Below are 24,315 nucleotides of genomic sequence, written 5' to 3'. Positions count from 1 at the left end.
CGTCAATTCGTCTCGCCCAGCGCGTTGAACACCAGGCCGTCGGCGCTTTCCTTGGCATGCGCCTTGACCTGGGCGATCTCGGCGCCGACGCGGTTGATGTCGTCGATGACGAGGCCATCCGGCAGTTCCAGAACGCCGATCGAGCAGCGCATCAGCGGGAACAGCGCTTCGGCGCCGGAACGGTCATGGCCGCGGATACTGCCCTTGGCGCGGTCGTGCTCGGAATAGAGATCGAGCACATCCTCGTGGAAATCGCTGATCAGCCGGTCGAGGATCTCGCGCAGTTCCGCCTGCGTCCACCCGACGACGCCGATGAAGAAATCGTCACCGCCGACATGGCCGAGGAAATGCCGCTCGGCGAAGAAATAGCGGCGCATCAGCGCGGCAAACAGCGAGATTGCATGGTCGCCGAGATGGAAGCCATAGGCATCGTTAAACGGCTTGAAATTGTCGAAGTCGCAATAGCAGAAGTGGCGCACGCCATCGCCGTCGCGGCCGGACTGGCGCATGAAATCGCGGATCGCGTGATTGCCCGGCAGGCCCGTCAGCGGGTTCTGGTCCTGGGCGATCTTCAGCTGCTTTTCGTTGATGACCTTGATCAGCGCTGCGGCGGAGACGACGCCAGCATAGCGCATGTTATCCGTCAGGATCAGGCAGTTGCTGCCTTCCATATTGGCGAAGATCGACATCAACCGCTCGGCATCGCTGTCGAGGCTGACGATCGGGGCGATCTCGACGAATTCGGAGATCGGCCGCTCGTAGATCTTGTTCTTCAGCAGATCGCGACCGAAGGGGTGGTAGATGTACTGCTTCAGATGATGTTCGTGGATGATGCCACGCGGTTCGCCATTGGCGTTCAGCACCGGGAAGAAGCCCTGGCGCGGATTGCGGCGGAAGAGCTCGAACACCGTATCGATGCTGTCGTTCTCGAACACCGTCGGCAGCAGCTCGATCTGCTTGCGGATCAGGATTTCGTCCAGCGACTGGGTGTTGCGCTTGTTCTGCCCGAGTTCCTGCAGATGCGGAAAGGCCGGGACGAGCTCGGAGATATGCGTGGTCGGGCGGGCAATGAACCAGCCCTGGACGAGATCGACGCCATATTCGCGGCAGGCCAGGAACTCGGCCTCGGTCTCGATGCCCTCGGCGATGACACGGGTGCCGAGAACATGGGCGATGTTGACGATGTTCTTCAGCAGATGGCGCTTGCGCGGCTTGGTATCGATATCGGCGACGAAGTGCCGGTCGATCTTCAGATAGTCGACCGCATAGTCGCAGAGCAGCTTCATCTCGCCATGGCCGACGCCGAAATCATCGATCGCCAGCTTGAAGCCGGTGCGGCGAAGCTTGGAGACCAGCGCCTCGAATTCCGGCACGCTGGTGTTATCGAAGCGCTCGGAGAATTCGAAGCAGACCGAGGACGGCGGCAGGTTGGCGGCCTTCAGCTGCTGCAGCAGGTTTTCGATCAGCCGGTCGCCATGCGGGATCAGGCGAACGTCGAGATTGAGGAAGAGCGTCGATGTCGCGTAATTGCCGAGCGTCGCGAACTTGGCCAGCGCGCGGCTGGCAACCATCTGCTCGAGCGGCAGAAGCTGGTTGGAGCGATAGGCCTCGTCGAGGATTTCGACCGGGGAATCGAAGCCGATCCGCTCCTGCCCGCGCATGAGCGATTCATAGCCGAATACCGTTCCGGTTCCGGCCTCGACGATTGGCTGGAAGGCGTTTTCTACGACGAGCTTAGCAAGCGTCACGATCTGATCGCTGGCATAGCGACGAACGACGCCGGGCGCGACGGCGGCAGTCAGAGACATGCCATTCTCCACTGTGAAGTCTTCTATTTCGCAGCGAAGATGGAGGAGAAGGGTCAACGAACCCTTTCCCCAATGTGAAACTTTTGTGAAAGCTGCAGGCGCTTCTGGCGCCCGCAGGGCAATTCAGATTTTTCTTATTTTATCAAGCGCTTGACTAGGCCGAGCGGCGGCGCACCGCTTCATGATCGGCGAACATGTCGGCCACGCAGCGGCCGCTCCTGGCATGGCTTTCGCCATCGAGAATGTCGTCCTTGTATTCGCCGAGCTTGCGGGCGGCATCCCAGAGGCGGAGCGCCTCGCGGACCACTTCGCTGCTCGATGCATAACCGCCGCTATCGACGGCATCGCGAATGCCTGCTGCTTGTACCGGTGAGATCGAGACTGTGACCATCGGCATGAAATTCCTCCCTTCGTTTTGCCGGGCAGAACCTGCCCAACGGGGGACGCATGACCATTCTTGGCGTTTTGTCCGGCGGTCCATCGCCGGTGCCTTGGTATTGCTGAATTTTAGTCTCACGTCATATGCTTGTCAAAAAAAGAAATAATCCGTGATCGGGCCTGTGGATTACGGTCATAAACTGCGGCGTAGCGCGAGGCCGAAAGCGAGCATGGTGGACCCCTGCAGCAGGAGGTCTGCGGCGAGGAAGAGCCCGAGGATCCAGAGGCTGTTGACCGGCCAGCCGAGCGCGATGACGAAACCTGCGAGCGCGGTGACCACGCCACTCGCGACGATCCAGCCCCAGCCCCTGGCCGGCTTCATGCGCCGGCCGACCCAGACGCGGAAGACGCCGGCGATGACGAGCGCCACGGCGAGAAACAGCGTCAGCGCCGCGGACGCCAGGATCGGGTTCATGAAGGCGAAGAGCCCAGCCAAGACATAGAGAAGGCCGCTCAGCACCCAGAAGAGGATGTGATCCCAGCCCCGCACCTGAAAGGCATGGGCGAGATAGACGATGCCGCCCGCCAGCATCAGCATGCCGACATAATAGACCGACGCGACGGTGGCGACGAAGATGTTTGCGAAGGCGATGACGCCGCAGATCATCAGCAGCACGCCGAGACCGGCGAACCAGATCCATTTCGAATGCAGGGACGAAGACGGCATTCCCAAGACGCTTGCCATGACACACCTCCTGTGAGCGGGAGATATGTTGCACGATCCCCATCCGGAAAGACTTGACCTTTATCAAGCCTTCGCAAGATTTTTATTGATTGGTCAGTCAATCAAAAATAAGGTGACCTCAACTTCGAGAAAGTTGAACGTCATGCCGAAGGTCGGAATGGAGCCGGTGCGCCGCAAGGCGCTTGTGGATGCTGCGCTGCGGGTGATCGGCGATCACGGCTCGCTGACTGTCACCATGTCCGAAATTGCCCGCAAGGCCGGTGTGTCCCCCGCGCTCGCGCACCACTATTTCGGCAGCAAGGAACAGCTGCTGATCGAGACTGTACGCTCGCTTCTACGCCAGTTGCGCGACGACGCGGTGACAGCGCTGAAGGCGGCGCCTACGCCGCGCGAAAAGCTTTCGGCCGTCATCCGCGTCAGCTTCCAGGCCGACCAGTTCGCGCCCGAGACGATCGCCGCCTGGCTGGCGTTTTATGCTGAGGCGCAGAGCTCGGAAGAGACCCGCCGCTTCCTCGTCATCTACGCACGCCGCCTGCGCTCCAACCTGCTCGCCAACCTGAAAGCGCTTTGCCCCGCCGATGCCGCAGAACGCATCGCCGAGGGCGCTGCGGCGATGATCGACGGGCTCTATATCCGCCAAAGTCTGAAATCGGCACCGATCAGCATCGAGGCTTCGATCGGGCTGACGGAGGATTATGTGAACGCGCTTCTGGCGACCGCCACCCGTGCCGCCCCCTCATCCGGCCCTATGGGCCACCTTCTTCCCGAGGGGAGAAGGGACGACGAACACAAGCCATCCAAGGATAATTGACCATGAAAGCCCAGCCGAAAGCATCGCATTTCATCGACGGCGAGTATGTCGAGGATGACGCGGGCAGCGTGATCGAGAGCATCTATCCGGCAACCGGCGAAGTGATCGCCCGGCTGCATGCGGCAACGCCCGCGATCGTCGAGAGGGCGATCGCGGCGGCCAAGCGCGCCCAGCCGGAATGGGCGGCGATGAGCCCGACGGCGCGCGGCCGCATCCTCAAGCGGGCGGCCGAAATCATGCGCGAGCGCAACCGCGAACTCTCCGAACTCGAGACGCTGGATACCGGCAAGCCGATCCAGGAGACCATCGTCGCCGACCCGACCTCGGGCGCCGACAGCTTCGAATTCTTCGGCGGCATCGCGGCGACGGCGCTGAACGGCTCCTACATCCCGCTCGGCGGCGACTTTGCCTATACCAAGCGGGTGCCGCTCGGCGTCTGCGTCGGCATCGGCGCCTGGAACTATCCGCAGCAGATCGCCTGCTGGAAGGGCGCACCTGCGCTGATCGCCGGCAACGCCATGGTCTTCAAACCGTCTGAAAACACGCCGCTCGGCGCGCTTGCCATCGCCGAGATCCTGCATGAGGCCGGCCTGCCGAAGGGGCTCTACAACGTCATCCAGGGCGATCGCGAGACCGGGCCGCTGCTCGTCAATCATCCTGACGTCGCCAAGGTTTCGCTGACGGGATCGGTGCCGACGGGCCGCCGCGTTGCGGCTGCGGCCGCCAGCCACCTGAAGCATGTGACGATGGAGCTCGGCGGCAAGTCGCCGCTGATCGTCTTCGACGACGCCGACATCGACAGCGCCATCGGCGGCGCGATGCTCGGCAATTTCTACTCGACGGGACAAGTCTGCTCGAACGGCACGCGCGTCTTCGTGCAGAAGAAGATCAAGGGCGAATTCCTGAAGCGGCTGAAGAGTCGCACCGAGGCGATGGTGATCGGCGATCCGATGGACGAGGCAACGCAGATCGGCCCGATGGTTTCCTGGGCGCAGCGCCAGAAGGTTCTCGAGTATATCGAGAAGGGCAAGGCCGAGGGCGCGACGCTGCTGACCGGCGGCGGCATTCCGAACAATGTGGCGGGTGAAGGCTACTACGTGCAGCCGACCGTGTTTGCCGATGTGACCGACGAGATGACCATCGCCCGCGAAGAGATCTTCGGTCCTGTCATGTGCGTGCTCGATTTCGACGACGAGGCCGAGGTTATCGGCCGGGCCAACGCCACCGAATTCGGGCTCTCGGGCGGCGTGTTCACCGCCGACATGACCCGCGCCCACCGCGTCGTCGATCTGCTGGAAGCCGGCACGTTGTGGATCAACACCTACAATCTCTGCCCGGTCGAAATCCCCTTCGGCGGCTCCAAGCAATCCGGCTTCGGCCGCGAAAACTCGGCAGCGGCGCTGGAGCACTATTCCGAACTGAAGACCGTCTATGTCGGCATGGGGCCGGTGCAGGCGCCTTATTGAGACGCTGAAATTAAAAGAGACCCCTCCCCAACCCCTCCCCACAAGGGGGAGGGGCTAGCTTGCAGCAACCGGTCTGCCCTGAAGCGGGCTGAAACAGCGCAGCGAATTAAGCCCCTCCCCCTTGTGGGGAGGGGTTTGGGGCGGGGTCTTGAAACCACACGCTGAAACCCATCGAGATCCACCATGCAGCAAGCAGATTTCGTCATCATCGGCTCCGGCTCGGCGGGCTCCGCCCTTGCCTACCGTCTCTCCGAAGACGGCAAGAATACCGTCATCGTCATCGAGGCCGGTGGATCGGATTTCGGGCCGTTTATCCAGATGCCGGCAGCACTTGCCTGGCCGATGAGCATGAAGCGCTATAACTGGGGCTATCTCTCCGAGCCCGAGCCCAATCTCAACAACCGGCAGATCACCGCGCCGCGCGGCAAGGTGATCGGCGGATCGTCGTCGATCAACGGCATGGTCTATGTGCGCGGCCATGCCGAAGACTATAACCGCTGGGAAGAGCTCGGCGCGCAGGGCTGGGCCTATTCCGACGTGTTGCCCTATTTCAAGCGCATGGAACACAGCCATGGCGGCGAAGAGGGCTGGCGCGGCACCGACGGGCCGCTGCATGTGCAGCGTGGCGTCTTCCGCAACCCGCTGTTCCAGGCCTTCGTCGAGGCCGGCAAGCAGGCTGGCTTCGAGACGACGGAGGATTACAACGGCTCGAAGCAGGAAGGTTTCGGGCTGATGGAGCAGACGATCTTCGGCGGCCGCCGCTGGTCTGCGGCATCGGCCTATCTGAAGCCGGCGCTGAAGCGGCCGAATGTCTCGATCGTCTATGGCCTCGCCCGCAAGGTGGTCATCGAGAACGGCCGGGCCATTGGCGTCGAGATCGAGCGCGGCAACAGCGTCGAGGTCATCAAGGCGAACCGCGAGGTGATCGTCTCTGCATCCTCCTTCAATTCGCCGAAGCTCTTGATGCTCTCGGGCATCGGCCCGGGCGCGCATCTGCAGGAGATGGGCATCGAGGTAAAGGCCGACCGGCCAGGCGTCGGCGCCAACCTGCAGGACCATATGGAATTCTATTTCCAGCAGGTCTCGACCAAGCCGGTATCGCTCTATTCCTGGCTGCCGTGGTTCTGGCAGGGGGTCGCCGGTGCGCAGTGGATGTTCACCAAGTCGGGCCTGGGCACCTCGAACCAGTTCGAGGCCTGCGCCTTCCTGCGCTCGGCGCCTGGGATCAAGCAGCCGGATATCCAGTATCACTTCCTGCCGGTCGCCATCAGCTATGACGGCAAGGCGGCGGCCAAGAGCCATGGCTTCCAAGTGCATGTCGGCTACAATCTCTCGAAGTCGCGCGGCAATGTCACGCTGCGCTCGTCCGACCCGAAGGCCGATCCGGTCATCCGCTTCAACTATATGAGCCATCCGGAGGATTGGGAGAAGTTCCGCCATTGCGTGCGGCTCACCCGCGAGATCTTCGGCCAGCAGGCCTTCGACCAGTATCGCGGACCGGAGATCCAGCCGGGCGAGAAGGTGCAGAGCGACGACGAGATCGACGCCTTCCTGCGCGAGCACCTGGAAAGCGCCTACCACCCCTGCGGCACCTGCAAGATGGGCGCTAGCAACGACCCGATGGCCGTCGTCGACCCGGAAACCCGCGTCATCGGCATCGACAACCTGCGCGTCGCCGATAGCTCGATCTTCCCGCATGTGACCTACGGCAACCTCAACGGCCCGTCGATCATGACCGGGGAGAAGGCTGCGGATCATATCCTCGGCAAGCAGCCGCTGCCGCGGTCGAACCAGGAGCCGTGGGTGAACCCGCGCTGGGCGGTGAGCGACCGGTAAAGGGGCTAGTGGTAGTCGTCTTCGCGTTGGTGGCGGATGGCGGCAATGGTGACGGCCTGGCTTCCGTCGATGTGAAAGAGAACCACATATCCCGAGGAGCCAAAGGGCACCAGCAATTCGCGCATCAGCGTATTCTCGGCGCTCGCCTTGCGGCATGAGAATGGGAATTCCTCAAGCACGACCAGCGCCTTCATGATGGCATCATAGGCGCGGTCTGCGAGGTCGAGGTCGTAGGCAATGAGATAATCGTAGAGGCGGTCGAGGTCTTCCAGTGCCTCGTCGGTGAAGCGAAGCTGATAGCTCATTCCTGCCCGGCCGCACGCTTTGCCTTGGCGGCATCAAGCTTGGCCTTCAACATGGCCATCACGTCTTCAGCACTGTGATAGACACCCGTCCGCTCGGCTTCCGCCAGCGACGCCAGCCCCCGCGCGATAAATTCCGCCTGCGTCTTGCGATAGTGAACCTGACGCCGCAGCGAGTCTTCCATCAGCGCCGACAGGGTCTCCCCTTCCTTCAGCACACTTTCGGCGGCAGCGCGCAATTCGGGATCGACACGGAGGGACGGCAGGGTTGCGGTTTTCATGGGGCGCTCCATGCGTTGCAATTGCGATGCATGATGCTCTCAAAGTGATTCCCTGGCAAGTCCGGCGCTAGCGCCGATAGGGTATCCGTATGCCGGGATCCCCCGCCGGAAAATCCTTGGTGTTGCGGGTGACGAGCAGCATTGCGTGAACCTCGGCGGAGGCCCAGATGATCGCGTCGGGCAGCTTGATGCGATGTTCCTGCCTGAGACGTAAGGCGCTTTCGGCGATACTGCCGTCGAGCGCGATGACATCGAAGCCGTTGAGGAAGCCGCGGGTGGCGGCGGCGTGCTCCGGTCTGGCGCCGATCAGCACTTCCATCCAGGTGATGATGCTGATCGAGCGCCGCTCGTAGCGCAGCAGTTCATCGCGCGCCTCGGGCACGGCGTTCAGATAGTCGATCAGGATATTGGTGTCGAAGAGCGCCTTCACCATTCGCTGCGGAGCTTTTCCTGATAGGCCAGGCCATCTACGGCCTGATCGCCCCAAAGGCCGAAGGCTTCCTCATCCTTCAGCCGGTCGCGGCGTTTCAGGAAATCATCGACGGCCTCGCGGATCAGCGATGCACGCGAGACTTTCTCTTCCCGGGCGATCTCATCCAGTGCCTTAAGCTCGGCCTCGCCGATATCGATCAATGCGCGCATACTCGGACCCTGATGATATCAGATATGTATATCATACTCCGCCGATACGGAAAATTCCATGCCGAACTTCAAGTTCAGAATCAACTAGAGGAAACCAATCCATCGTCCCGCCAAGAGACTCGCAATCCAGGCGCAGAAGGAGATACCGGCGGCGTATCGGATGCGGGGTGGCGCGAGTTCGTTGGCAAGCGTGTGGCGCCAGCCCTTTCCTGCGTGAACGAGGATGGCGTTCAAGATGCCGAGGGCGATGAGGGAGAGTTTGGCGAGGAAGGCAGGGTTCTCCGCATATTCGGCCGGGCGGACGCTGAAGAGGAGTGCGCCGGTAAGGATGGCGAGGACGAGGCCGGTGGCGGCGGCGGTGGAGAGGAAGGGGCCGATGACGGCGAGCGGGACGGACTGGAACCAGCCCATGAGCCTGAGATCGAGCGGCAGGATGGCGCCGATCAGCAGGCCGATCGACAGGATGTGGGCGGCGTTGACGAAAATGTAGAGAAGCGCCGAGCGCCGGAGGGCGACGGCCGGCGGCGCGGCGGCGATCCATTCGAAGAGGTCTGCGGTCATCCGTCAGTTCGTCTGGATGCGTTCGGGATATATGTCGTAACGCTTGCCTGAGACGGTGATGCGCACGGCCTTCATGCGCTTCTCGCCAGCGTCCTGCGAGCGGTTGCCGAGGGCGACGATGGCGTCACCATTCTTCGCCGAGCCCTCGATGAAGCCCGAGCGTTCCGTCTGGCGCGGATTGCCGAGCTCGACCCGCCAGACGCCATCGGCCGCGGCAACGTCGAGCGACGGATGCGGGCCGCCCATCGAAATCTGCTGGATCGTGCCCGTCAGCTCCATCTGCTCGGCCTCCGCCCAAGACCAGCCGTGATGGGCTGCGGCGCCTGTTGCGAAGACTGCGGCGAGTGCTGCGGCGGCGATCGATTTCCTGATCATGGATATGCGCATGTCATGCCTCCCTACCCTGTTCCGGCAAGGGGCAAGTGGCGCGGTGGGCATGCTTGGGAAGGTATTTCACCAAATGTTGAAACAAGGGGTGATCTTTGCCGGCGATTGGGACTAGAAGGGGATGCCCCCATCACGTGCCAGAGTTCTCCATGCTCTCCTCCTATCGCAATTCCAAGCTGCTCCGCCGTTCCCGCGTCATCTGGGGCTCCTTCTCGCTCTGGCGGCCGCGGCTGGTCTTCTGGTGCGGGGCGCTGGCGATCGGGGTGATCAGCGTCGGCTTTGCCAAGCTCGCCGATCTGGCGCAGAAGGCCTTTACCGGACTGACATCCTCTGGCGAATGGGCCTTCCTGCTGCCGCTCGTCCTGACACCCTTCGTCTTCATGCTGTCGGCCTATCTGGCAGCGACGCTGTTTCCGAATTCGCAGGGCAGCGGCATTCCGCAGGCGATCGCTGCCCGGCATCTGCGCGATGAGGAGGACCGGACGCGGCTTCTGTCGCTCCGGATCGCCTTCGGCAAGATCGTGCTGACGGTGCTCGGGCTGTTTTCCGGCGCCTCGATCGGCCGCGAGGGGCCGACGGTGCAGGTCGGCGCGTCGATCATGCTGGCGGTCGCCCGCTTCGGCGGTATGGCGCAGGCGCGCGGTCTGATCCTGGCGGGATCGGCAGCGGGTATCGCGGCGGCCTTCAACACGCCGCTCGCCGGTATCGTCTTTGCCATCGAGGAGATGAGCCGCACCTATGAGTCACGGGCGAACGGGCTGGTGCTCACCGCCGTCATCCTCTCCGGCCTTGCGGCGCTCGGGCTTGCGGGAAGCTACAACTATTTCGGCGAAGCCGCCGCGGCCCCGACGCAATTGCGAGACTGGGGCCTCGTTCTCGTCTGCGGCATCGGCGGCGGGGCGCTCGGCGCTGCCTTCAGCGGCTTTGCCCTGCATTTCGGCCAGAAGATCCGCCGCTGGGCCCAACCGCAGCCGCTGAGGCGCATGCTGGCGCTCGCCGGCATCTGCGGTCTCGCCATAGCCGTGATCGGCATCCTCTCCGGCGGCACGACCTTCGGCACCGGCTATGAGCAGGCGCGCGGCGCCGTGGAAGGTCACGCACTGCCGCTCATGTTCTTCGTCGAAAAACTGGCCGCCAGCTTCCTGTCGATGATTTCAGGCATTCCGGGCGGCATCTTCGCGCCATCGCTTGCCGTCGGTGCCGGGTTCGGCAGCACGGTCGGCTCGCTGCTCGGCACCAGTGCCGCGCTCGCCGCCATCCTCGGCATGGCCGGTTATTTCTCCGGCGTGGTGCAGGCGCCGATGACCGCCTTCGTCATCATTCTGGAAATGACCGGAGACCACCAGGCCGTCATCCCGATCATGGCCGTCTCGATGATCGGCTACGTGACGTCGCGCATCCTGTCGCGCGAGCCGCTCTATCACGGCCTGTCGCGCGTCTTCATCGCCGCAGCCATCCGGGCGCGGCGGGCGATCGAGAAGGAAGAAGTGGCAGGCTAGGCCAGCATCCGCGTCACGACAGCGCCCTTGGCGGGGGCGACGGCGTCGGCGATCGTCGTCGAGAACAGCACCTTGCGGGTGGCGTCGGCGACCTTGGCGAAGACGTGGCGGATTTCGCAGTTCTGTTCGCCGTCGCAGTCATCGCATTTGCGGTAGGCGGTGATCGACAGGCAGGGAAGCGGCGCGATGGGGCCGTCGATGATGCGCAGGATCTCGCCGAAGGTGATCATGTCGGCGGGCTTCAGCAGCAGATAGCCGCCTGCCTTGCCGCGGCGGCTGACGACGATGCCCTGGTGCTTGAGGTCGAGAAGGATCTGCTCGAGGAATTTCTTCGGGATCTTCTGCTGTGCAGCAATATCCGAGATCATCACCGGTTCGTCGGCATCGGCTTCCGCCAAAACCGTGAGCGCACGGAGCGCATATTTTGCCTTCTGCGTAATCATTTTAGACCGTCACACACATCAGCGGCCCATGAGCCCCGCCGCTTTTCAAGCTTACCTGCACCCCTATTGCACAACCAGCATGAACGGAATTTGAACGCGCCGGCAAAAGCCTTGAGATACAAGCATTTTGGCCCTGTTTTTCAAGCTTGGCCAATGGGCTTAATTCTACGTCAAAATTGCGTCTTCCGCATCTTTCGGCGCATCACTTCAGATTTCGAATTGACAGGCGGCGTGTAACTCTACTAAATCACTAGACATTAGCGCTGCCCGCCGGTTTTCATCGCCGGGGCGGCTGCTTTTCTGCATTGCGGCAGCTTCGGAGAGATATTTGCTCCTGCTTATGCTGCTTTCGAAATCCCTTTTTCTGTCCGATCCCTCCTCCAGCTGCGATACTCCGGCCAACATCGAGGACAGGATTGCCATGACTGTTATCCATACAATCGAAGAGGCCGAGGCGCTGAATGCCAAGCTCGCGTCTCTCGACCTTGCCGGAAGGCTGGCCTTTGTCGCCGGTCTCGGCGGCCGCGCCGTCTTCACGACGTCGCTCGGCATCGAAGACCAGGTGATCACCGCCGAGATCGGCAATCACCGTCTGCCCATCGACGTCGTGACGCTGCAGACCGGACGGCTCTTTCCCGAGACGCTGGCGCTGATCGACGAGACCGAGAGCCAGTACGACATCAAGATTTCTCGCTACGAGCCCGAACAGGCCGATATCGACGCCTATGCGGCGAAGTATGGCCTGAACGGTTTCTACGAAAGCGTCGAAGCCAGGCATGCCTGTTGTGGCGTGCGCAAGCTGAAGCCGCTTGCGCGCGCACTCAATGGGGCAACCATCTGGATCACCGGTCTGCGCCGCGGTCAGTCCAACAACCGCGCCGACACGCCCTTTGCCGAATATGACGCCGAGCGCCATCTCCTGAAGGTCAACCCGCTGGCCGACTGGGATATCGACGTGATCAAGGCCTATGTCGCCGACAACAGCGTGCCGGTGAACCCGCTGCATGCGCGCGGCTATCCCTCGATCGGCTGCGAGCCCTGCACCCGCGCCATCAAGCCAGGCGAACCCGAGCGCGCCGGCCGCTGGTGGTGGGAACAGGACGAAAAGCGCGAATGCGGGTTGCATGTTGCTGAAGAGGCGTCGGCGATCCCGGCTGCTCAGTAAGCGAGGGCAACGCCCGGAGCCCCCTCATCCGGCCCTTTCGGGCCGCACGGTGCAACGCCGGTGAGGCCACGAAGCAAATCACGCAGAGACATCTCTGCATACGAATTGAGAAGTCTGGAGTAGGAAATGCCCGATACCCGCAAGGATACGGAACTCAGCAATCCCCAGAGCAGCAAGCCGCCGCTCGATCCGCACCTGAAGGCACTTGAGAACGAAGCGATTCACATTTTCCGTGAGGTCGCTGCCGAGTTCGAACGCCCGGTCATGCTTTACTCGATCGGCAAGGATAGTTCCGTCCTGCTGCATCTGGCGCGCAAGGCGTTCTATCCGGGCCGCGTCCCCTTCCCGCTGCTGCACGTCAACACCGGCTGGAAGTTCGCCGAGATGATCACCTTCCGTGACAAGATCGTGAAGGAATATGATCTCGACCTGATCGAGCACATCAATCCGCGCGGTGCCGCCGAAAACATCACGCCGTTCACCTACGGCTCAGCCCGCTATACCGACATCATGAAGACCGAGGCGCTGCGCAATGCGCTCGACGCCGGCAAGTTCGACGCTGCCTTCGGCGGCGCGCGCCGCGACGAGGAAGCCAGTCGCGCCAAGGAGCGCATCTACTCGTTCCGCACGCCCGACCATCGCTGGGATCCGCGTAACCAGCGCCCGGAGCTCTGGAACATCTATAACGGCCAGATCCGCCAGGGCGAAAGCGTTCGTGCCTTCCCGCTGTCGAACTGGACCGAGGTCGATATCTGGCGCTACATCCAGGCCGAGAACATTCCGATCGTGCCGCTCTATTTCGCTGCGAAGCGCCCCTTCGTCGAGCGCGACGGCATGATGATCGATGCGACCGATCCGCGTCTGGAGCTGTTGCCCGGCGAAACGAAGCAGGAGGATTACATCCGCTTCCGCACGCTCGGCTGCTTCCCGCTGACGGGCGCCATCCGCTCGAACGCCACCAGTCTTGAAGAGATCATCGCGGAGCTGGAAATCGCTACGGTTTCCGAGCGCCAGGGCCGCGCCATCGACCGTGACCAGTCCGGCTCCATGGAAAAGAAGAAGCGTGAAGGATATTTCTGAGATGACCGCAGCAAACCTCGCCAACGCCGTTGCCCAGCCCGCAGCCGAGCCCGTTGCGGCCCTGCGCGACACGCGGCCGTTGCGCCTCATCACCTGCGGTTCCGTCGATGACGGAAAGTCCACGCTGATCGGCCGCCTGCTCTGGGATACCAAGGCCGTCAAGGAAGACCAGGCCGCGACCCTGCAGCGCGATTCCACCGGCAAGCAGAACGATCTCGGCCTGCCCGACTTCGCACTGCTGCTCGACGGCCTGCAGGCCGAGCGCGAACAGGGCATCACCATCGATGTCGCCTATCGCTATTTCTCGACCGACAAGCGCTCGTTCATCGTTGCCGATACGCCCGGCCACGAGCAGTACACGCGCAACATGGCGACCGGCGCCTCGACCGCCGATCTCGCCATTCTGCTGGTCGATGCCCGCGCCGGCATTCTCGAGCAGACGCGCCGCCACGCGACGATCGCCTCGCTGATGGGCATCAAGCAGTTCGTGCTGGCCGTCAACAAGATCGACCTGACGAACTACGATCGCGCCGGCTTCGACAAGATCACCCACGAATTCAAGGAATTCGCGCTGTCGCTCGGCGTCAAGCAGATCACCGCGATCCCGATGTCGGCGCTGAAGGGCGAAAATGTCGTCTATTCCGGCCAGGCAGCGATGCCCTGGTATAACGGCCCGACGCTGGTCGAGACGCTGGAGCTCGCCAGCGTGCGCTCGGGACAGTCGACCGGCTTCCGCCTTTCGGTCCAGCGCGTGTCGCGCCCGGGCGAAAGCTTCCGCGGCTATCAGGGCACGGTTGCCGGGGGTTCGGTCAAGCCGGGTGACAGTGTCATGATCCTGCCGTCGGGCATGGTCGCCAACGTCTCCAAGATCGTCACCTTCGACCTCGTGCGTAACGCCGCAGTCACCGGCGATGCGATCACGCTCGTTCTCGACCGCCAGGTGGACGTTGCCCGCGGCGACATGATCGTCTCGATCGACGCACAGCCGCAGACCGGCATCAACTTCGACGCCCAGATCGTGGCGCTGCAGCCTGAGGGCATCGAAGCCGGCAAGCGCTACTGGCTGAAGAGCGGCAGCCGCCGCCAGCGTGTCCAGGTGCAGCCGATCGCGCAGCTGGAACTGAAGTCCGGCGCCTGGGCTCCGGCCGACCGGCTCTACATGAACGCCATCGGCAAGGTTCGCCTGGTATTCGACGAAACGGCGATCTTCGACCCCTATGAGCAGAACCGCGCATCGGGCTCCTTCATCCTGATCGATCCGGAAACCAACAACACGGTTGCCGGCGGCATGGTGAGCGGCAAGCGCAGCGACGTCAGCGGCCTCCACGGCGGCGACGCCCGCGTCATTCTCTCGCTGCCGGCCGATCTCGCCGAGCAGATCATGGCAAGCGAACTCTTCGCCAGCCGCCGTGACGAAGCGCATGTGCAGCGGATGACCGCCGCAGAAGCCGCCGATCTCTGGAAGAATGCCGCCAGCGATATCTGAGCGGCATTCCGGAACGGATACGACCTGCGATGACCGGCCATTATCTTGGCCGGTCATCGAGAGCGTTTCTCAGACATGAGATTTCTGAAGCGCGGCCTATAGTTCGCCCGTGTCTTCCCGAACCTTCAGGATGCGGTCGATAAGACCCCATTCCAGCGCCTCCTCCGCTGTCATGAAGCGGTCGCGATCCATCGCGCGCTCGAAGTCTTCGTAGGAACGCCCGCAATGCTCGGCATAGAGCCGTGTCATGCGGTGCTTGGTCTTCTGCATTTCCTCCGCATGGATCAGCATGTCCGATGCCTGCCCCTGGAATCCGCCCAGCGGCTGGTGAATGTGGATGCTGGCATTGGGAAGCGCCGTGCGTTCGCCCGGCTGGCCGGACATCAGCAGGAACGAGCCCATCGACCGGGCGGTGCCCATGCACAGCGTATGCACCGGCGCGCGGATGTAATGCATGGTGTCGTACATGGCGAGGCCGCTGGTCACGACGCCGCCCGGCGAATTGATGTAGAGATGGATCGGCTTTCTGGGGTTTTCCGCTTCCAGAAACAACAGTTGCGCGCAGACGAGCGCCGAGACGGTATCGTTGACCTCGCCATTGAGGAAGATGATCCGCTCGCGCAGCAGCCGAGAATAGATATCGAAGGACCGCTCCCCTCGGCTGGACTGTTCCACCACCATAGGGACGAGTTGCATCGCTTCGCGCATCGGCGACCTCCAGGCTTTCAGATTTTGAGGGGAAGGCTCGCCGTCAGGCGGCGAACATGAGGAGCGGGCTGTTGCTGTTTGCCGGCGCTCTGGTCATTTCATCGAGTCTCGCGTCCGTCAGCTCGTGGACGACCCGCAGACAGGTGCCGCCATCGGCGTTAGGCCTGAGCGTGAAGGTCACGGTGCTTTCAAGAAAAGGCGGCGTGTCGTCGCGCAGCTTGTAGCGAACCTGTTCACCGGGGGTGACCGATATCGCATCGGGATCGGCCAAGGCTTCCTTCGGCAACCACCGTTCCCTAAGTTCGGGAATGGTGACGGCGCGCCAGACCTTTTGTGGCGGATCGCCGAGGTCGAACTCCAGCTCGATGCTGCTCTGCTGCTCCCTCATCTGCGCTTCGCTCATTGATCCATGTCCTTCAGCAAGACTTTGAGTGCTGCGATACGGTCTGGCCAGTAGGCGCGGTATTTCGCCAGCCACTGGGCGATGAGAGCCAACCCATCGGGATCGACTTCGTAGATCACGAAACGCCCCTGCCGCTCTTCCCTGACGAGCTTTGCGCTGCGCAGAACCGCAAGGTGCTGCGACATCGCCGGCTGGCTGATCTCCATGCCCTCGCGCAAGGCGCTGGCGTTCATGCTGCCTGCCGCCAGCTTTTCAAAGATCGCGCGGCGAGTCGGGTCTGCCAAAGCCCGGAAGAAATCGTTCTCTATCATGCAAACACATAAGCACGCGCTTATGCGATTCGCAAGCGATTTCGCGGCAGGTTTCTGGCGGTGTTATGGAGATTGCGTCTAGCGGGTGGAGCCGCGCTCGACGATCTTGAAGCCGAAATCGACATGGGCTTCGTACGGCTCTTCCTCGCGGACAGCCTTCAGCAGCATATCGGCGACGCGGTGGCCGATATCGTAGCGCGGGATGCTGACCGTCGTTAGCGCCGGTTCGCAATGGATCGCGTAATCGAGATCGTTGAAGCCGCAGATGCCGATATCCTCGGGGACGCGCAGGCCGCGTGTCCAGCATTCGAGAAGCGCGCCGACGGCGAGGTCGTCGCTCTGGCAGAAGACCGCGTCGACATCCGGCGCGACCTCCACCAGCTTGCTGAAGAGCTCGCGTCCGGCGCCGATGCCGATTGCACCCACCTGGCTTGCGACCAGTGCCTCGTCGAAACAGCCGGCTTCGCGCATGACATCGGCATATCCATCGAAACGGCGGCGCGGGCGGGTATCGCGGCGGCAGCCGACGAAAGCGATGCGGCGGTAGTTCTTCGACAGCAGCATGCGGGTGGCGGCAGCACCCGCCGCATAGTGATCGACGGCGGCGACCAGGCCCTCGGCCTTCTGGCTGGAATCGACGATATGGGCAACGGGGCAGGCAGCGGCGCTCAAAAGCGGCGCCAGCGCATCGTAATATTCCGCGCCGGCAACGATGATACCGGCCGGCTTCTGCGCCAGGAAGGATTTCAGCTGGTTCATTTCCTGGTCGGGATCATAGAGCGTATTGGCATATTGGACGCGCAGGTCGGTCGCCCGCAGGCGATCCTCGATGCCGCTCATGATATCGGTAAAGGAGTGCTGATGGAGGGCCGGCGTAATGACGCCGACGACGCCGCTGTGACGGCTGGCGAGCGCGCGGGCCGCGAGGTTCGGGACATAACCCATCTCATCGACAGTGCGCAGAATGAGTTGACGCAGATCTTCGGAAACGATCTCCGGATTGCGCAGTGCCCGGGAGATGGTGATGGGACTGACGCCCACCTTCTTTGCGACATCGCTCAATCTGACATGCGCTGAGCGCTTGCTTTCCCTACCCGGCACTTCATTCCCCATTCCGGCATTACACGCTGCGAACCCCTCCCCCTTCGACTCGCAGATGCCTTTGTGAAGAGAAATTAAATTAGAGTCTACTAACCCTTTTGCTTTTGCGACGAAAGGCTAAGCAAAGGGCCGCGTTTGCAGCGCTTTTAGATACGCTGGAGGCCGCCTACTGGATCACAGCCCCGATAGAACTGTCCAGATTCTGGGAAAATAGACAATTTTGGAATGGTGCGAGCCGCGGCGCGGCCTACTCCATGGCGACGAGGAGCTCGCCGCTTTCGACCATTTCGAACATCGAGCTGTCGATCAGCCTGACGGCATCGCCTTCGGCGGTGCACCAGAAGCGGGCGCCGACATAACGGCGCGGCCCCGCGGCGGTCTGGCTGAGGATCACGTGGCGGCGCTCATAGAGCCTGACCGGCAGACCGTTGCTGTCGATACAGGCCCGCTCGCTGATCGTCTCGACCGTCTTCTCGCCGTCCATGTCCATGAGGATGCACTCGCAAAGCCATAAAAGAAAAAACCCCGCCGGAGCGGGGTTTTCGGCTGGTCGGAGTGGCAAGATTCGAACTTGCGACCCCCACGTCCCGAACGTGGTGCGCTACCAGACTGCGCTACACTCCGTGACCAGCGGCGCCTCTATAGAACGGCCCATCTTATTGCGCAAGCGCCAAATTTCAAAAAACTGACGCATTTTTTCGAGGCCCGCGAATGGCCGCTTGGGACGCCCTGAACTGCAACAAAAAGCCACACCGGCCGCAAATTTCGCAAATGCGAATGAAGGGCAATTTTCTTTTGCCGGGTTCCGCGCTAAAGCGCTTTCCGGGACAAGCGGAAACCGCTCGGACATAGCGATTCCCGCCGTCGAATGCGCGACAATTCAGGGACGATACATATGAAACTCCGCACCTTTGCCGCGGCCGGGCTCGCTATTGCGCTTGCCGGCTGCACGACCATTCCTTCTGCCGGCGATCCCGTTTCCGCACGCTGGAACGGCCAGTCGGCCGGAAAGTTCTTTGCGGCCTACGGCCCGCCGCTGAGCGACGCCGAAAACGGCTCCTCCGTCGTCTACACCTGGAAGGGCGGCTACAAGACCGTGCGCGTTCCGGCGAAATATGCCGAAGGCGACAACGGCAAGCGCGGCAAGCAGACGGCACCGGCCCGCACGATGTATCTGCGCTGCCAGGCCGAAATCACCACCAATTCCGACTACACGATCCGCAGCATCCGCACGGTCAACGACATGCCCGGCGAAAGCGGCAAGTCCTACTGCGCCGAATTCCTGGCCCCGGCCCAGCCGGCAGGCTGATCGGGATCAACGATCGGGTTTGATGCAGGCGGCCAAGAGGCCGCCTGTTTTCGTTTGTGCCCCTCAAAACTGCTGGTGACCGAACACACGAAATCGACCGATAATCCCTTCGCTCGAAGCCCTGGCGAGGCATGCACGCATCATCGATATGAACTTGCGTTGCGCACAAAAATGTGCGCACTTGAGAGGGCGAATGAAACGCGAGCAGCTTCTGCGTGACCTTCGAAAGCTCGCCAAGGAAACGGGCAAGCAGCGTCTATGAAGACCGGGGCAAGGGATCGAATTATCGCGTCACGTTCGGAGACCGTTTCACGACGATAAAGTCGGGCGAGCTTACGCCCGGCTATGTCCGGCTGATCAGAAAGCAGCTTGGCGTCGATTGAACGCTGAGGCACGGAGAGAGCACGATGCGATATGTCTACATGGCAAATCTCGAAACCGATCCCGACGGCGGAATGCTTGTGACCTTTGCCGACGTGCCGGAAGCGATCACCCATGGCGAAACGCTTTCCGAGGCGCTGAGCAATGCAAGGGAAGCGCTCGGCCTGGCACTGCGGGGTATCGTTCAGGAAGGGCGAGCGACGCCGGTACCTTTGGCCGTTGATGGTGTGGCAGTGGCCGTCGATGCGGAGGAGGCAATCAAGCTCGCGGTCATCGAGGCGTTCCGCGAGGCCGGAATTTCGAAACGGGAGCTGGCGCGGCGGCTGAACAAGAGCGAAAACGAAGCCCGCCGCATCCTCGACCCGGACCACCCTTCCAAGCTCAGCCAGCTGCAGGATGCAATGCAGGCACTGGGCAAGACGATTGTCATTTCCGTGCTGGAAGCGGCGTAGGGAACACAAGTAGAAACCAAAACAATGGCTGGGGCGCCAGGATTCGAACCTGGGAATGCCGGTACCAAAAACCGGTGCCTTACCGCTTGGCGACGCCCCACCAGAGCTTTTGCGGAAAACCGCTTTTGCCGAAGCGAGGCCTGATTAGCAAAGGTGGTGGCGCGTCACAATCACTAAGTTCGGCGGGCCAGCATATTTCTGTGCGCGCGGGCGGCGGGCGTGGTAGGTCTTGGGGCGAGATATGAAATGCCTGCCGGAGTTGCCATGAGCCAGTACCGTGCCCGCCCGCCTGCCCTTGCGACGCTGCTGCTTGACGATGCCGTGGTGCGCATCACCCGCTGGGATTTCGAGCCGGGGGCCGATACCGGGGTGCATACGCATGGATACGGCTATGTCGTGGTGCCGATGACGGATTGCGCCTTTCTGATCGAGGAAGGGGCGGAAAGCCGCCGGGTGGATATCGCCAAGGGTGCCGCCTACCGGCGCGAGGCTGGTACCGAGCATAATGTCGTCAATGCCGGCGATCAGCCGATGTCCTTCATCGAGATCGAATACAAGTAGATCATGCCGAGCCCGCGATTCGACCTGAGTTTCGACCCGGCCTATGGCACGCCCATTGCCGTTGCGCCCGGCATCCAACGGCTGACGGCCAATAATCCGAGCCCTTTCACCTTTCACGGCACCAACAGCTATATCGTCGGCGCGGGCGATACCGTTGCCGTGGTCGATCCGGGGCCGGAGAACGATGCGCATTTTGAGGCGCTGATGGCTGCACTGGACAAGCGGCGCGTCTCGCATATCCTGATCACCCATACGCATCGCGACCACTCGCCGCTTGCGGCGCGGCTGAAGGCGGCGACCGGCGCGCCGACCGCCGGCGAAGGGCCGCACCGGGCCTCGCGGCCGCTTCATGCGGGAGAGGTCAATCCCTTCTCGGAGAGTTCCGACATGGGTTTCATGCCGGATATTCCGCTCGCCGATGGCGACGTGATCGAAGGTGACGGCTTTGCTCTCAGGGCGATCGCGACGCCCGGGCATGCGGCCAATCACCTGGCTTTTGCTCTCGAGGGTAGCGAGATCCTGTTGTCGGGAGATCATGTCATGGCCTGGGCGACCTCGATCGTCGCGCCGCCGGATGGGTCGATGGCCGATTACATGGCGTCGCTCGACAAGCTGATTGCCCGGCGTGACCACCTGCTGCTGCCCGGCCATGGCGGACCGGTGAAGCACCCGCTGACCTTTCTGCGAGCGCTGAAGACCCACCGGCGGATGCGCGAGCGGGCAGTGCTGGAGCGGATCAAGACGGGAGACCGGAAGATCGCCGACATGGTCAAGGCGATCTACCGCGATACCGATCCGCGGCTGCACGGGGCGGCGGCGCTTTCGGTGCTGGCGCATATCGAGGATCTCGTCGAGCGCGGCAAGGTGGAGACCAACGGCCCGCCGTCACTGACAGGCGATTACTGGGTGGTCAAATGAGCGGGCAAAGGGATGCCTACAGCTTTCGCAGCGATGCCGGCGTTCCGGCCTTTCCCGATGACCAGCCGCTGATCATCTTCGACGGCGAATGCATCTTCTGCTCCGGCTGGGTGAAGTTTGCGCTGAAGCACGACAAATCCCGGCGCTACCGGTTTCTGACGGCGCAATCGCCGCTCGGCGAGGCGCTCTATCGGCACTATGGGCTGGACAGCCGCGATTACGAGACCAACATCTTCATCGACAAGGGCGTCGCGCATTTCAAATCCGACGGCTCGATCCGGATGATTGCCGGGCTCGGCTTTCCCTGGTCGCTCGTCACCGTCTTCCGCGTCCTGCCGCGGGCGCTTGCCGACCGGCTCTACGAATTCGTCGCCCGCAACCGGCTGCGGATCGCCGGGCGCAGCCGCAGCTGTTTCGTGCCGACGCCCGAGGTGAGGAGCCGTTTCCTGGGATGACAAGCAGTGAGCTTCGTGTGCTCATCATCGGCGGTTACGGCACCTTCGGCAGCCGATTGGCGCGGCTGCTGAAAGACGACCCGCGTTTTCGCTTGATCATCGGGGGCCGGTCGCTTGAGAAGGCTCGTGGATATGCGGCGGAGCTCGGCGGTCAGGCTGAGGGCGCGCGGTTCGATCGCGATGCGGAGCTGATCCCACAGTTGAAGGCCCTGATGCCATCGGTCATCGTCGATGCATCCGGCCCGTTTCAGGCGATGGGGGAGGATCGTTACCGGGTGGCGGAAGCGGCGATCGCGCTCGGCATCTCCTATCTCGATCTGGCCGACAGCCGCGATTTCGTCGCCGGGATCGGCGCTCTCGATGCGGCGGCGAGCGAAAGCGGCGTCTTTGTGCTGTCGGGGCTCAGCAGCTTTCCGGCGCTCTCCTTTGCGGCGGCGGAGGTGCTTGCAGACGAATTTAGCGAAGTGACAGGCGTCAGTGCGGGCATTGCGCCCTCCCCGCGCGCCGGGATCGGGCTCAATGTCATCAAAGCGATTGCGAGCTATGCCGGGAAGCCGGTGCCGGTGACGAAAGATGGGCGGGCGCGGGATGGGGTCGGCCTTGTCGATTTCAGGCGGATGGTGATCGCGCCGCCCGGGGCCGTGCCGCTGCGGGCGCGGGATTTCCTCCTCGCCGATGCGCCGGATCTTGCGCTGCTGCCGATGCGCTTTCCGGGGCTGAAGACCGCGTTCACCGGCGCGGGAACGGAGCCGCGCTGGCTGCAATCGCTGCTGCGGCTTGCGGCGCGGACAGTGAACTTCCGGCTGCTGCCGTCGCTTTCGCCGTTTGCCGGGCTCATCCATGCTGTGAGCCGCCGTCTCGCCTTCGGCGAACATCGCGGCGGCATGTTCGTATCGGTGGAGGGCAAGGGATTGGATGGCGAGGACTATCGCGCCGATTGGCATCTGATCGCCGAGGGCGATGACGGGCCGTTCATTCCGGTGACCGGCGCGGCCGCGCTGCTGCGGGCGCTTGCGGATGGTCAGCGGCCGGTCTCCGGGGCGCGGCCGGCGATCGGCGAAGTGCCGCTATCGGCATTCGAGGCGGCATTCCGGCCGCTGGCGATCCGGACCGGGATCCGGCGGCATCGCGCTGGCGATCGCGACCTGCCGCTTTATCGGAGGGTGCTGGGCGATGCCTGGGCTGCATTGCCGCCGGCAGTCGCGGCGATGCATTCCGTCAGCGGCGGCGAATACCGCGTGTCCGGCCGGGCGCGGGTGGAGCGGGGCAAGGGTCTGCTTGCCTCGATGGTGGCCGCGGTGATCGGCTTTCCCAAGGCGGCGGAGGATATTCCCGTCAGCGTCACCTTCACGGTCGAGGACGGGCGGGAGACATGGGTGCGCGATTTCGGCGGGCGGCGGTTTTTCAGCCGCCAGCTTGAGGGCACCGGGCGGCATGCGCATCTGCTGGCGGAACAGTTCGGGCCGGTCCGGGTATTCATCGCACTGGTGCCCGAAGGCGGGCGGATGCGGCTGGTGATCCGCGGATGGCAGGTGTTCGGCCTGCCGTTGCCGCGCTTCCTGGCGCCGGATGGCGATACGTTCGAGGAAGAAGCCGATGGGCGCTTCCGCTTCCATGTGGAGATCGGCAGTCCGCTGACCGGGCTGATCGTGCGCTATACCGGCTGGCTGATGCCGGATTAACCGGCGATGCCGAGGAGCTCGGAATCCAGCGCTTCCAGGAACTGGTCGGCAAGGGCTGCGCTGAAGCCGAGGTCGTGCGGGCCGTAGCGCGAGGCGACGCGGATATCGACGAAGGTGGTTTCGGCCTCTTCGCGCAGGCGGATGATGACATCGAAGCGCAGGCCGAGAATGAGGGTCTTGTCCTCGCCCTGCAGGGTGACGCCATTGGCGCCGCGGATCAGCTTGGCAACATCGTCGTCGTACGGGCGCGGGGTCGGCACCGGCACCTGATCGGGCGCTTCGGCCACGGCATCACCGGCGCCGGGCGCCGGCGGCTTGGCGGGCACGTCTTCGAGATCGCGGCCGGGATCACTGGCATCGCTGGTCTTGGTGATGACGATGCCGTTCTGGCGGGCGACTTTCTTGACGGCTTCGAGAACGCGGTCGATGGCGCCTTCGTAGCGGCGGCCCGTCAGTTCGGGATAGGCTTCCAGCTGCTTTTCGCGGTCGGCGCCGGTTACTTCGGGGCTGCGCTTCATCCAGATCTGGTCGGCATGCGGCTGGGAAAGCCATTCCGGCGCCGAGACGAGGTCAGTGGAGACATCGTAGATCTCAGGCAGGGTGAAGCAGCGCTCGGCGGCGAGGCCGCCGAAAGCCAATGGTGCCGCGGCAAAGATGAGCGCCTTCAGCGCGTCGAGGCCGCCTTCGGCGCCTGTCAGCCAGAGGCTTCTCAGGCCGACGAGCGCCAACAGCACGGCGAGCGCCGCGCAGCCGGTGGCGACGAGAACGAGCAGCACCATGTAGGGCGTAGCGAGGCCGCCGAAGCGGTGGGCAGCGAGCACGGCTACCCAGAGGACCAGCGCAAACGCCCCGAAGCGCCGCGCGAAGCGGGCCGAACTGGAAACGGGGCGGTCGAAACGGATGGCCATCAAACTTACCGGTTATACGCGGGCACACGCCCGTCGCGGACACGCGAAGCACCCACACCTTGTTTATGGCAAGATTCGCCTAGTTTTTGAAACTGTTGTCTCTCGTCAGCGCCGCCAATCCACCGAAAGGCGGAGATGGTCTTTATGAGCGACATCTGATATGCCGTAAAATGGCCATTCTGGCGGGCTTTCATGCTGCCGGGAGGTTTGAAGCATGCTTAAGGCAAAAGCATGCG

31 protein-coding genes and 2 tRNA genes are annotated in these 24,315 nt (G+C 62.9%); 14 read left to right on the top strand and 19 right to left on the bottom strand.

The genetic code is table 11. The features are described 5' to 3' along the window. Nucleotides 1–2: 2 nt before the first annotated feature. The 3 genes from ACEN84_RS13625 to ACEN84_RS13615 form a co-directional block, all read right to left on the bottom strand. Nucleotides 3–1,808, bottom strand: a complete 1,806-nt coding sequence (locus ACEN84_RS13625) for a GGDEF domain-containing protein (protein ID WP_413711142.1) — start codon at nucleotides 1,806–1,808, stop codon at nucleotides 3–5. A 154-nt stretch (nucleotides 1,809–1,962) separates the two neighbouring features. Continuing rightward, a complete protein-coding gene (locus tag ACEN84_RS13620; protein ID WP_112719257.1) occupies nucleotides 1,963–2,205 on the bottom strand; it encodes a type II toxin-antitoxin system ParD family antitoxin in 243 nt (80 codons plus the stop codon). Nucleotides 2,206–2,379: 174 nt separating this feature from the next. Then, nucleotides 2,380–2,931 (bottom strand): HdeD family acid-resistance protein, encoded by a 552-nt coding sequence (locus ACEN84_RS13615; RefSeq protein WP_413711141.1) that lies wholly within the window; start codon nucleotides 2,929–2,931, stop codon nucleotides 2,380–2,382. A gap of 142 nt (nucleotides 2,932–3,073) precedes the next feature. Between ACEN84_RS13615 and betI the strand changes: the two genes are divergently transcribed. The 3 genes from betI to betA all read left to right on the top strand — a co-directional run bounded on the left by betI (nucleotide 3,074) and on the right by betA (nucleotide 7,044). Beyond that, nucleotides 3,074–3,742, top strand: a complete 669-nt coding sequence (betI, locus tag ACEN84_RS13610; protein WP_413711140.1) for a transcriptional regulator BetI — start codon at nucleotides 3,074–3,076, stop codon at nucleotides 3,740–3,742. Between the two features lie 2 nt (nucleotides 3,743–3,744). After that, a complete protein-coding gene (betB, locus tag ACEN84_RS13605) occupies nucleotides 3,745–5,208 on the top strand; it encodes a betaine-aldehyde dehydrogenase (RefSeq protein WP_413711139.1) in 1,464 nt (487 codons plus the stop codon). A 183-nt stretch (nucleotides 5,209–5,391) separates the two neighbouring features. Further along, nucleotides 5,392–7,044, top strand: coding sequence for a choline dehydrogenase (betA, locus tag ACEN84_RS13600; protein WP_413711138.1), 1,653 nt, complete (start codon nucleotides 5,392–5,394; stop codon nucleotides 7,042–7,044). Nucleotides 7,045–7,049: 5 nt separating this feature from the next. Here the strand turns inward: betA and ACEN84_RS13595 are convergent, their stop codons facing one another. The 6 genes from ACEN84_RS13595 to ACEN84_RS13570 all read right to left on the bottom strand — a co-directional run bounded on the left by ACEN84_RS13595 (nucleotide 7,050) and on the right by ACEN84_RS13570 (nucleotide 9,217). Then, on the bottom strand, nucleotides 7,050–7,349 hold the full coding sequence (locus ACEN84_RS13595) for a type II toxin-antitoxin system RelE/ParE family toxin (RefSeq protein WP_112712743.1): 300 nt from the start codon (nucleotides 7,347–7,349) through the stop codon (nucleotides 7,050–7,052). Next, entirely contained in the window at nucleotides 7,346–7,627 is a 282-nt protein-coding gene (locus ACEN84_RS13590; RefSeq protein ID WP_130278833.1) for a YlcI/YnfO family protein, read from the bottom strand. The genes ACEN84_RS13595 and ACEN84_RS13590 overlap by 4 nt, the downstream gene beginning before the upstream one ends. A gap of 67 nt (nucleotides 7,628–7,694) precedes the next feature. After that, complete coding sequence (locus ACEN84_RS13585) at nucleotides 7,695–8,060, bottom strand: type II toxin-antitoxin system VapC family toxin (protein WP_413711137.1); 366 nt, start codon at nucleotides 8,058–8,060, stop codon at nucleotides 7,695–7,697. After that, nucleotides 8,054–8,269 (bottom strand): CopG family transcriptional regulator, encoded by a 216-nt coding sequence (locus tag ACEN84_RS13580; protein WP_112712749.1) that lies wholly within the window; start codon nucleotides 8,267–8,269, stop codon nucleotides 8,054–8,056. Before ACEN84_RS13580 ends, ACEN84_RS13585 begins: the two co-directional genes overlap by 7 nt. 84 nt (nucleotides 8,270–8,353) lie before the next feature. After that, nucleotides 8,354–8,830, bottom strand: coding sequence for a DUF6644 family protein (locus ACEN84_RS13575; protein ID WP_413711136.1), 477 nt, complete (start codon nucleotides 8,828–8,830; stop codon nucleotides 8,354–8,356). 3 nt (nucleotides 8,831–8,833) lie between these two features. After that, entirely contained in the window at nucleotides 8,834–9,217 is a 384-nt protein-coding gene (locus ACEN84_RS13570) for a DUF6152 family protein (RefSeq protein ID WP_130278836.1), read from the bottom strand. 149 nt (nucleotides 9,218–9,366) lie between these two features. Between ACEN84_RS13570 and ACEN84_RS13565 the strand changes: the two genes are divergently transcribed. Next, complete coding sequence (locus tag ACEN84_RS13565; protein WP_413711305.1) at nucleotides 9,367–10,716, top strand: chloride channel protein; 1,350 nt, start codon at nucleotides 9,367–9,369, stop codon at nucleotides 10,714–10,716. Here ACEN84_RS13565 and ACEN84_RS13560 read toward each other — a convergent pair. Then, nucleotides 10,713–11,159: an RrF2 family transcriptional regulator gene (locus tag ACEN84_RS13560; protein WP_112712759.1), complete on the bottom strand. Its 447-nt coding sequence runs from the start codon at nucleotides 11,157–11,159 to the stop codon at nucleotides 10,713–10,715. The two genes, ACEN84_RS13565 and ACEN84_RS13560, sit on opposite strands and share 4 nt — an antisense overlap. 207 nt (nucleotides 11,160–11,366) lie before the next feature. Then, complete coding sequence (locus tag ACEN84_RS13555; RefSeq protein ID WP_130278838.1) at nucleotides 11,367–11,582, bottom strand: hypothetical protein; 216 nt, start codon at nucleotides 11,580–11,582, stop codon at nucleotides 11,367–11,369. Here ACEN84_RS13555 and ACEN84_RS13550 point away from each other — a divergent pair. The 3 genes from ACEN84_RS13550 to cysN all read left to right on the top strand — a co-directional run bounded on the left by ACEN84_RS13550 (nucleotide 11,581) and on the right by cysN (nucleotide 14,890). Further along, nucleotides 11,581–12,324: a phosphoadenylyl-sulfate reductase gene (locus ACEN84_RS13550; protein ID WP_112714314.1), complete on the top strand. Its 744-nt coding sequence runs from the start codon at nucleotides 11,581–11,583 to the stop codon at nucleotides 12,322–12,324. The genes ACEN84_RS13555 and ACEN84_RS13550 overlap by 2 nt on opposite strands. Before the next feature lie 126 nt (nucleotides 12,325–12,450). Continuing rightward, nucleotides 12,451–13,404 carry a sulfate adenylyltransferase subunit CysD gene (cysD, locus tag ACEN84_RS13545; protein WP_112712761.1) on the top strand — a complete coding sequence of 318 codons (954 nt, stop codon included), beginning with the start codon at nucleotides 12,451–12,453 and terminating at the stop codon, nucleotides 13,402–13,404. 1 nt (nucleotide 13,405) lies between these two features. Continuing rightward, a complete protein-coding gene (cysN, locus tag ACEN84_RS13540; RefSeq protein ID WP_112712763.1) occupies nucleotides 13,406–14,890 on the top strand; it encodes a sulfate adenylyltransferase subunit CysN in 1,485 nt (494 codons plus the stop codon). A gap of 96 nt (nucleotides 14,891–14,986) precedes the next feature. Here the strand turns inward: cysN and ACEN84_RS13535 are convergent, their stop codons facing one another. From ACEN84_RS13535 to ACEN84_RS13510, 6 genes are all read right to left on the bottom strand, one after another. Beyond that, a complete protein-coding gene (locus ACEN84_RS13535; RefSeq protein ID WP_203429418.1) occupies nucleotides 14,987–15,598 on the bottom strand; it encodes an ATP-dependent Clp protease proteolytic subunit in 612 nt (203 codons plus the stop codon). A 43-nt stretch (nucleotides 15,599–15,641) separates the two neighbouring features. Continuing rightward, nucleotides 15,642–16,001, bottom strand: a complete 360-nt coding sequence (locus ACEN84_RS13530; RefSeq protein ID WP_413711135.1) for an SRPBCC family protein — start codon at nucleotides 15,999–16,001, stop codon at nucleotides 15,642–15,644. Then, nucleotides 15,998–16,312, bottom strand: a complete 315-nt coding sequence (locus ACEN84_RS13525; protein ID WP_413711134.1) for an ArsR/SmtB family transcription factor — start codon at nucleotides 16,310–16,312, stop codon at nucleotides 15,998–16,000. The genes ACEN84_RS13530 and ACEN84_RS13525 overlap by 4 nt, the downstream gene beginning before the upstream one ends. A 78-nt stretch (nucleotides 16,313–16,390) precedes the next feature. Then, nucleotides 16,391–17,425, bottom strand: a complete 1,035-nt coding sequence (locus tag ACEN84_RS13520; protein WP_413711133.1) for a LacI family DNA-binding transcriptional regulator — start codon at nucleotides 17,423–17,425, stop codon at nucleotides 16,391–16,393. Between the two features lie 235 nt (nucleotides 17,426–17,660). After that, the gene (locus ACEN84_RS13515; protein ID WP_199626381.1) at nucleotides 17,661–17,903 is read right to left on the bottom strand and encodes a hypothetical protein; all 243 of its coding nucleotides are present in this window, start codon (nucleotides 17,901–17,903) and stop codon (nucleotides 17,661–17,663) included. A 57-nt stretch (nucleotides 17,904–17,960) separates the two neighbouring features. Continuing rightward, nucleotides 17,961–18,037: transfer RNA gene (locus ACEN84_RS13510), tRNA-Pro, on the bottom strand. A gap of 271 nt (nucleotides 18,038–18,308) precedes the next feature. On the opposite strand from ACEN84_RS13510, the gene ACEN84_RS13505 reads away from it, so the two are divergent. The 3 genes from ACEN84_RS13505 to ACEN84_RS13495 all read left to right on the top strand — a co-directional run bounded on the left by ACEN84_RS13505 (nucleotide 18,309) and on the right by ACEN84_RS13495 (nucleotide 19,555). After that, nucleotides 18,309–18,722 (top strand): hypothetical protein, encoded by a 414-nt coding sequence (locus tag ACEN84_RS13505; RefSeq protein WP_130278879.1) that lies wholly within the window; start codon nucleotides 18,309–18,311, stop codon nucleotides 18,720–18,722. Between the two features lie 215 nt (nucleotides 18,723–18,937). Further along, the gene (locus ACEN84_RS13500) at nucleotides 18,938–19,105 is read left to right on the top strand and encodes a hypothetical protein (protein WP_413711132.1); all 168 of its coding nucleotides are present in this window, start codon (nucleotides 18,938–18,940) and stop codon (nucleotides 19,103–19,105) included. 24 nt (nucleotides 19,106–19,129) lie between these two features. Continuing rightward, nucleotides 19,130–19,555, top strand: a complete 426-nt coding sequence (locus ACEN84_RS13495; RefSeq protein WP_413711131.1) for a type II toxin-antitoxin system HicB family antitoxin — start codon at nucleotides 19,130–19,132, stop codon at nucleotides 19,553–19,555. 25 nt (nucleotides 19,556–19,580) lie between these two features. Here ACEN84_RS13495 and ACEN84_RS13490 read toward each other — a convergent pair. Continuing rightward, nucleotides 19,581–19,655, bottom strand: a tRNA-Gln gene (locus tag ACEN84_RS13490). Nucleotides 19,656–19,819: 164 nt separating this feature from the next. On the opposite strand from ACEN84_RS13490, the gene ACEN84_RS13485 reads away from it, so the two are divergent. From ACEN84_RS13485 to ACEN84_RS13470, 4 genes are read left to right on the top strand one after another with little or no spacing between them, the layout of a single operon-like run. Beyond that, entirely contained in the window at nucleotides 19,820–20,116 is a 297-nt protein-coding gene (locus ACEN84_RS13485; RefSeq protein WP_112714318.1) for a cupin domain-containing protein, read from the top strand. 3 nt (nucleotides 20,117–20,119) lie between these two features. Next, the gene (locus ACEN84_RS13480) at nucleotides 20,120–21,034 is read left to right on the top strand and encodes an MBL fold metallo-hydrolase (RefSeq protein ID WP_413711130.1); all 915 of its coding nucleotides are present in this window, start codon (nucleotides 20,120–20,122) and stop codon (nucleotides 21,032–21,034) included. Continuing rightward, nucleotides 21,031–21,489, top strand: a complete 459-nt coding sequence (locus tag ACEN84_RS13475; RefSeq protein WP_413711129.1) for a thiol-disulfide oxidoreductase DCC family protein — start codon at nucleotides 21,031–21,033, stop codon at nucleotides 21,487–21,489. Before ACEN84_RS13480 ends, ACEN84_RS13475 begins: the two co-directional genes overlap by 4 nt. After that, nucleotides 21,486–23,171: a DUF4166 domain-containing protein gene (locus tag ACEN84_RS13470; protein ID WP_413711128.1), complete on the top strand. Its 1,686-nt coding sequence runs from the start codon at nucleotides 21,486–21,488 to the stop codon at nucleotides 23,169–23,171. The genes ACEN84_RS13475 and ACEN84_RS13470 overlap by 4 nt, the downstream gene beginning before the upstream one ends. Here ACEN84_RS13470 and ACEN84_RS13465 read toward each other — a convergent pair. Further along, on the bottom strand, nucleotides 23,168–24,079 hold the full coding sequence (locus ACEN84_RS13465) for a DUF1499 domain-containing protein (RefSeq protein ID WP_413711127.1): 912 nt from the start codon (nucleotides 24,077–24,079) through the stop codon (nucleotides 23,168–23,170). The two genes, ACEN84_RS13470 and ACEN84_RS13465, sit on opposite strands and share 4 nt — an antisense overlap. Nucleotides 24,080–24,315 lie beyond the last annotated feature (236 nt).

Source organism: Rhizobium sp. Rhizsp82, assembly GCF_047325115.1.
Classification (GTDB): Bacteria; Pseudomonadota; Alphaproteobacteria; order Rhizobiales; family Rhizobiaceae; genus Rhizobium.
The sequence above is the reverse complement of the archived record's forward strand: the minus strand, read 5'-3'. Positions and strand labels throughout refer to the sequence as shown.

Bases quoted from the DNA above. Each gene is read 5' to 3' on its own strand.
- ACEN84_RS13520 (WP_413711133.1), bottom strand. From the start codon at position 17,425: ATGGGGAATGAAGTGCCGGGTAGGGAAAGCAAGCGCTCAGCGCATGTC.
- ACEN84_RS13525 (WP_413711134.1), bottom strand. From the start codon at position 16,312: ATGATAGAGAACGATTTCTTCCGGGCTTTGGCAGACCCGACTCGCCGC.
- ACEN84_RS13475 (WP_413711129.1), top strand. From the start codon at position 21,031: ATGAGCGGGCAAAGGGATGCCTACAGCTTTCGCAGCGATGCCGGCGTT.
- betA (WP_413711138.1), top strand. From the start codon at position 5,392: ATGCAGCAAGCAGATTTCGTCATCATCGGCTCCGGCTCGGCGGGCTCC.
- ACEN84_RS13485 (WP_112714318.1), top strand. From the start codon at position 19,820: ATGAGCCAGTACCGTGCCCGCCCGCCTGCCCTTGCGACGCTGCTGCTT.
- ACEN84_RS13515 (WP_199626381.1), bottom strand. From the start codon at position 17,903: ATGGACATGGACGGCGAGAAGACGGTCGAGACGATCAGCGAGCGGGCC.
- ACEN84_RS13530 (WP_413711135.1), bottom strand. From the start codon at position 16,001: ATGAGCGAAGCGCAGATGAGGGAGCAGCAGAGCAGCATCGAGCTGGAG.
- betI (WP_413711140.1), top strand. From the start codon at position 3,074: ATGCCGAAGGTCGGAATGGAGCCGGTGCGCCGCAAGGCGCTTGTGGAT.
- ACEN84_RS13570 (WP_130278836.1), bottom strand. From the start codon at position 9,217: ATGCGCATATCCATGATCAGGAAATCGATCGCCGCCGCAGCACTCGCC.
- ACEN84_RS13585 (WP_413711137.1), bottom strand. From the start codon at position 8,060: ATGGTGAAGGCGCTCTTCGACACCAATATCCTGATCGACTATCTGAAC.
- ACEN84_RS13595 (WP_112712743.1), bottom strand. From the start codon at position 7,349: ATGAGCTATCAGCTTCGCTTCACCGACGAGGCACTGGAAGACCTCGAC.
- ACEN84_RS13565 (WP_413711305.1), top strand. From the start codon at position 9,367: ATGCTCTCCTCCTATCGCAATTCCAAGCTGCTCCGCCGTTCCCGCGTC.
- ACEN84_RS13575 (WP_413711136.1), bottom strand. From the start codon at position 8,830: ATGACCGCAGACCTCTTCGAATGGATCGCCGCCGCGCCGCCGGCCGTC.
- ACEN84_RS13480 (WP_413711130.1), top strand. From the start codon at position 20,120: ATGCCGAGCCCGCGATTCGACCTGAGTTTCGACCCGGCCTATGGCACG.
- cysD (WP_112712761.1), top strand. From the start codon at position 12,451: ATGCCCGATACCCGCAAGGATACGGAACTCAGCAATCCCCAGAGCAGC.
- ACEN84_RS13555 (WP_130278838.1), bottom strand. From the start codon at position 11,582: ATGGCAATCCTGTCCTCGATGTTGGCCGGAGTATCGCAGCTGGAGGAG.
- ACEN84_RS13465 (WP_413711127.1), bottom strand. From the start codon at position 24,079: ATGGCCATCCGTTTCGACCGCCCCGTTTCCAGTTCGGCCCGCTTCGCG.
- betB (WP_413711139.1), top strand. From the start codon at position 3,745: ATGAAAGCCCAGCCGAAAGCATCGCATTTCATCGACGGCGAGTATGTC.
- ACEN84_RS13590 (WP_130278833.1), bottom strand. From the start codon at position 7,627: ATGAAAACCGCAACCCTGCCGTCCCTCCGTGTCGATCCCGAATTGCGC.
- ACEN84_RS13505 (WP_130278879.1), top strand. From the start codon at position 18,309: ATGAAACTCCGCACCTTTGCCGCGGCCGGGCTCGCTATTGCGCTTGCC.
- ACEN84_RS13470 (WP_413711128.1), top strand. From the start codon at position 21,486: ATGACAAGCAGTGAGCTTCGTGTGCTCATCATCGGCGGTTACGGCACC.
- ACEN84_RS13560 (WP_112712759.1), bottom strand. From the start codon at position 11,159: ATGATTACGCAGAAGGCAAAATATGCGCTCCGTGCGCTCACGGTTTTG.
- ACEN84_RS13620 (WP_112719257.1), bottom strand. From the start codon at position 2,205: ATGCCGATGGTCACAGTCTCGATCTCACCGGTACAAGCAGCAGGCATT.
- ACEN84_RS13615 (WP_413711141.1), bottom strand. From the start codon at position 2,931: ATGGCAAGCGTCTTGGGAATGCCGTCTTCGTCCCTGCATTCGAAATGG.
- cysN (WP_112712763.1), top strand. From the start codon at position 13,406: ATGACCGCAGCAAACCTCGCCAACGCCGTTGCCCAGCCCGCAGCCGAG.
- ACEN84_RS13550 (WP_112714314.1), top strand. From the start codon at position 11,581: ATGACTGTTATCCATACAATCGAAGAGGCCGAGGCGCTGAATGCCAAG.
- ACEN84_RS13580 (WP_112712749.1), bottom strand. From the start codon at position 8,269: ATGCGCGCATTGATCGATATCGGCGAGGCCGAGCTTAAGGCACTGGAT.
- ACEN84_RS13625 (WP_413711142.1), bottom strand. From the start codon at position 1,808: ATGTCTCTGACTGCCGCCGTCGCGCCCGGCGTCGTTCGTCGCTATGCC.
- ACEN84_RS13535 (WP_203429418.1), bottom strand. From the start codon at position 15,598: ATGCGCGAAGCGATGCAACTCGTCCCTATGGTGGTGGAACAGTCCAGC.
- ACEN84_RS13495 (WP_413711131.1), top strand. From the start codon at position 19,130: ATGCGATATGTCTACATGGCAAATCTCGAAACCGATCCCGACGGCGGA.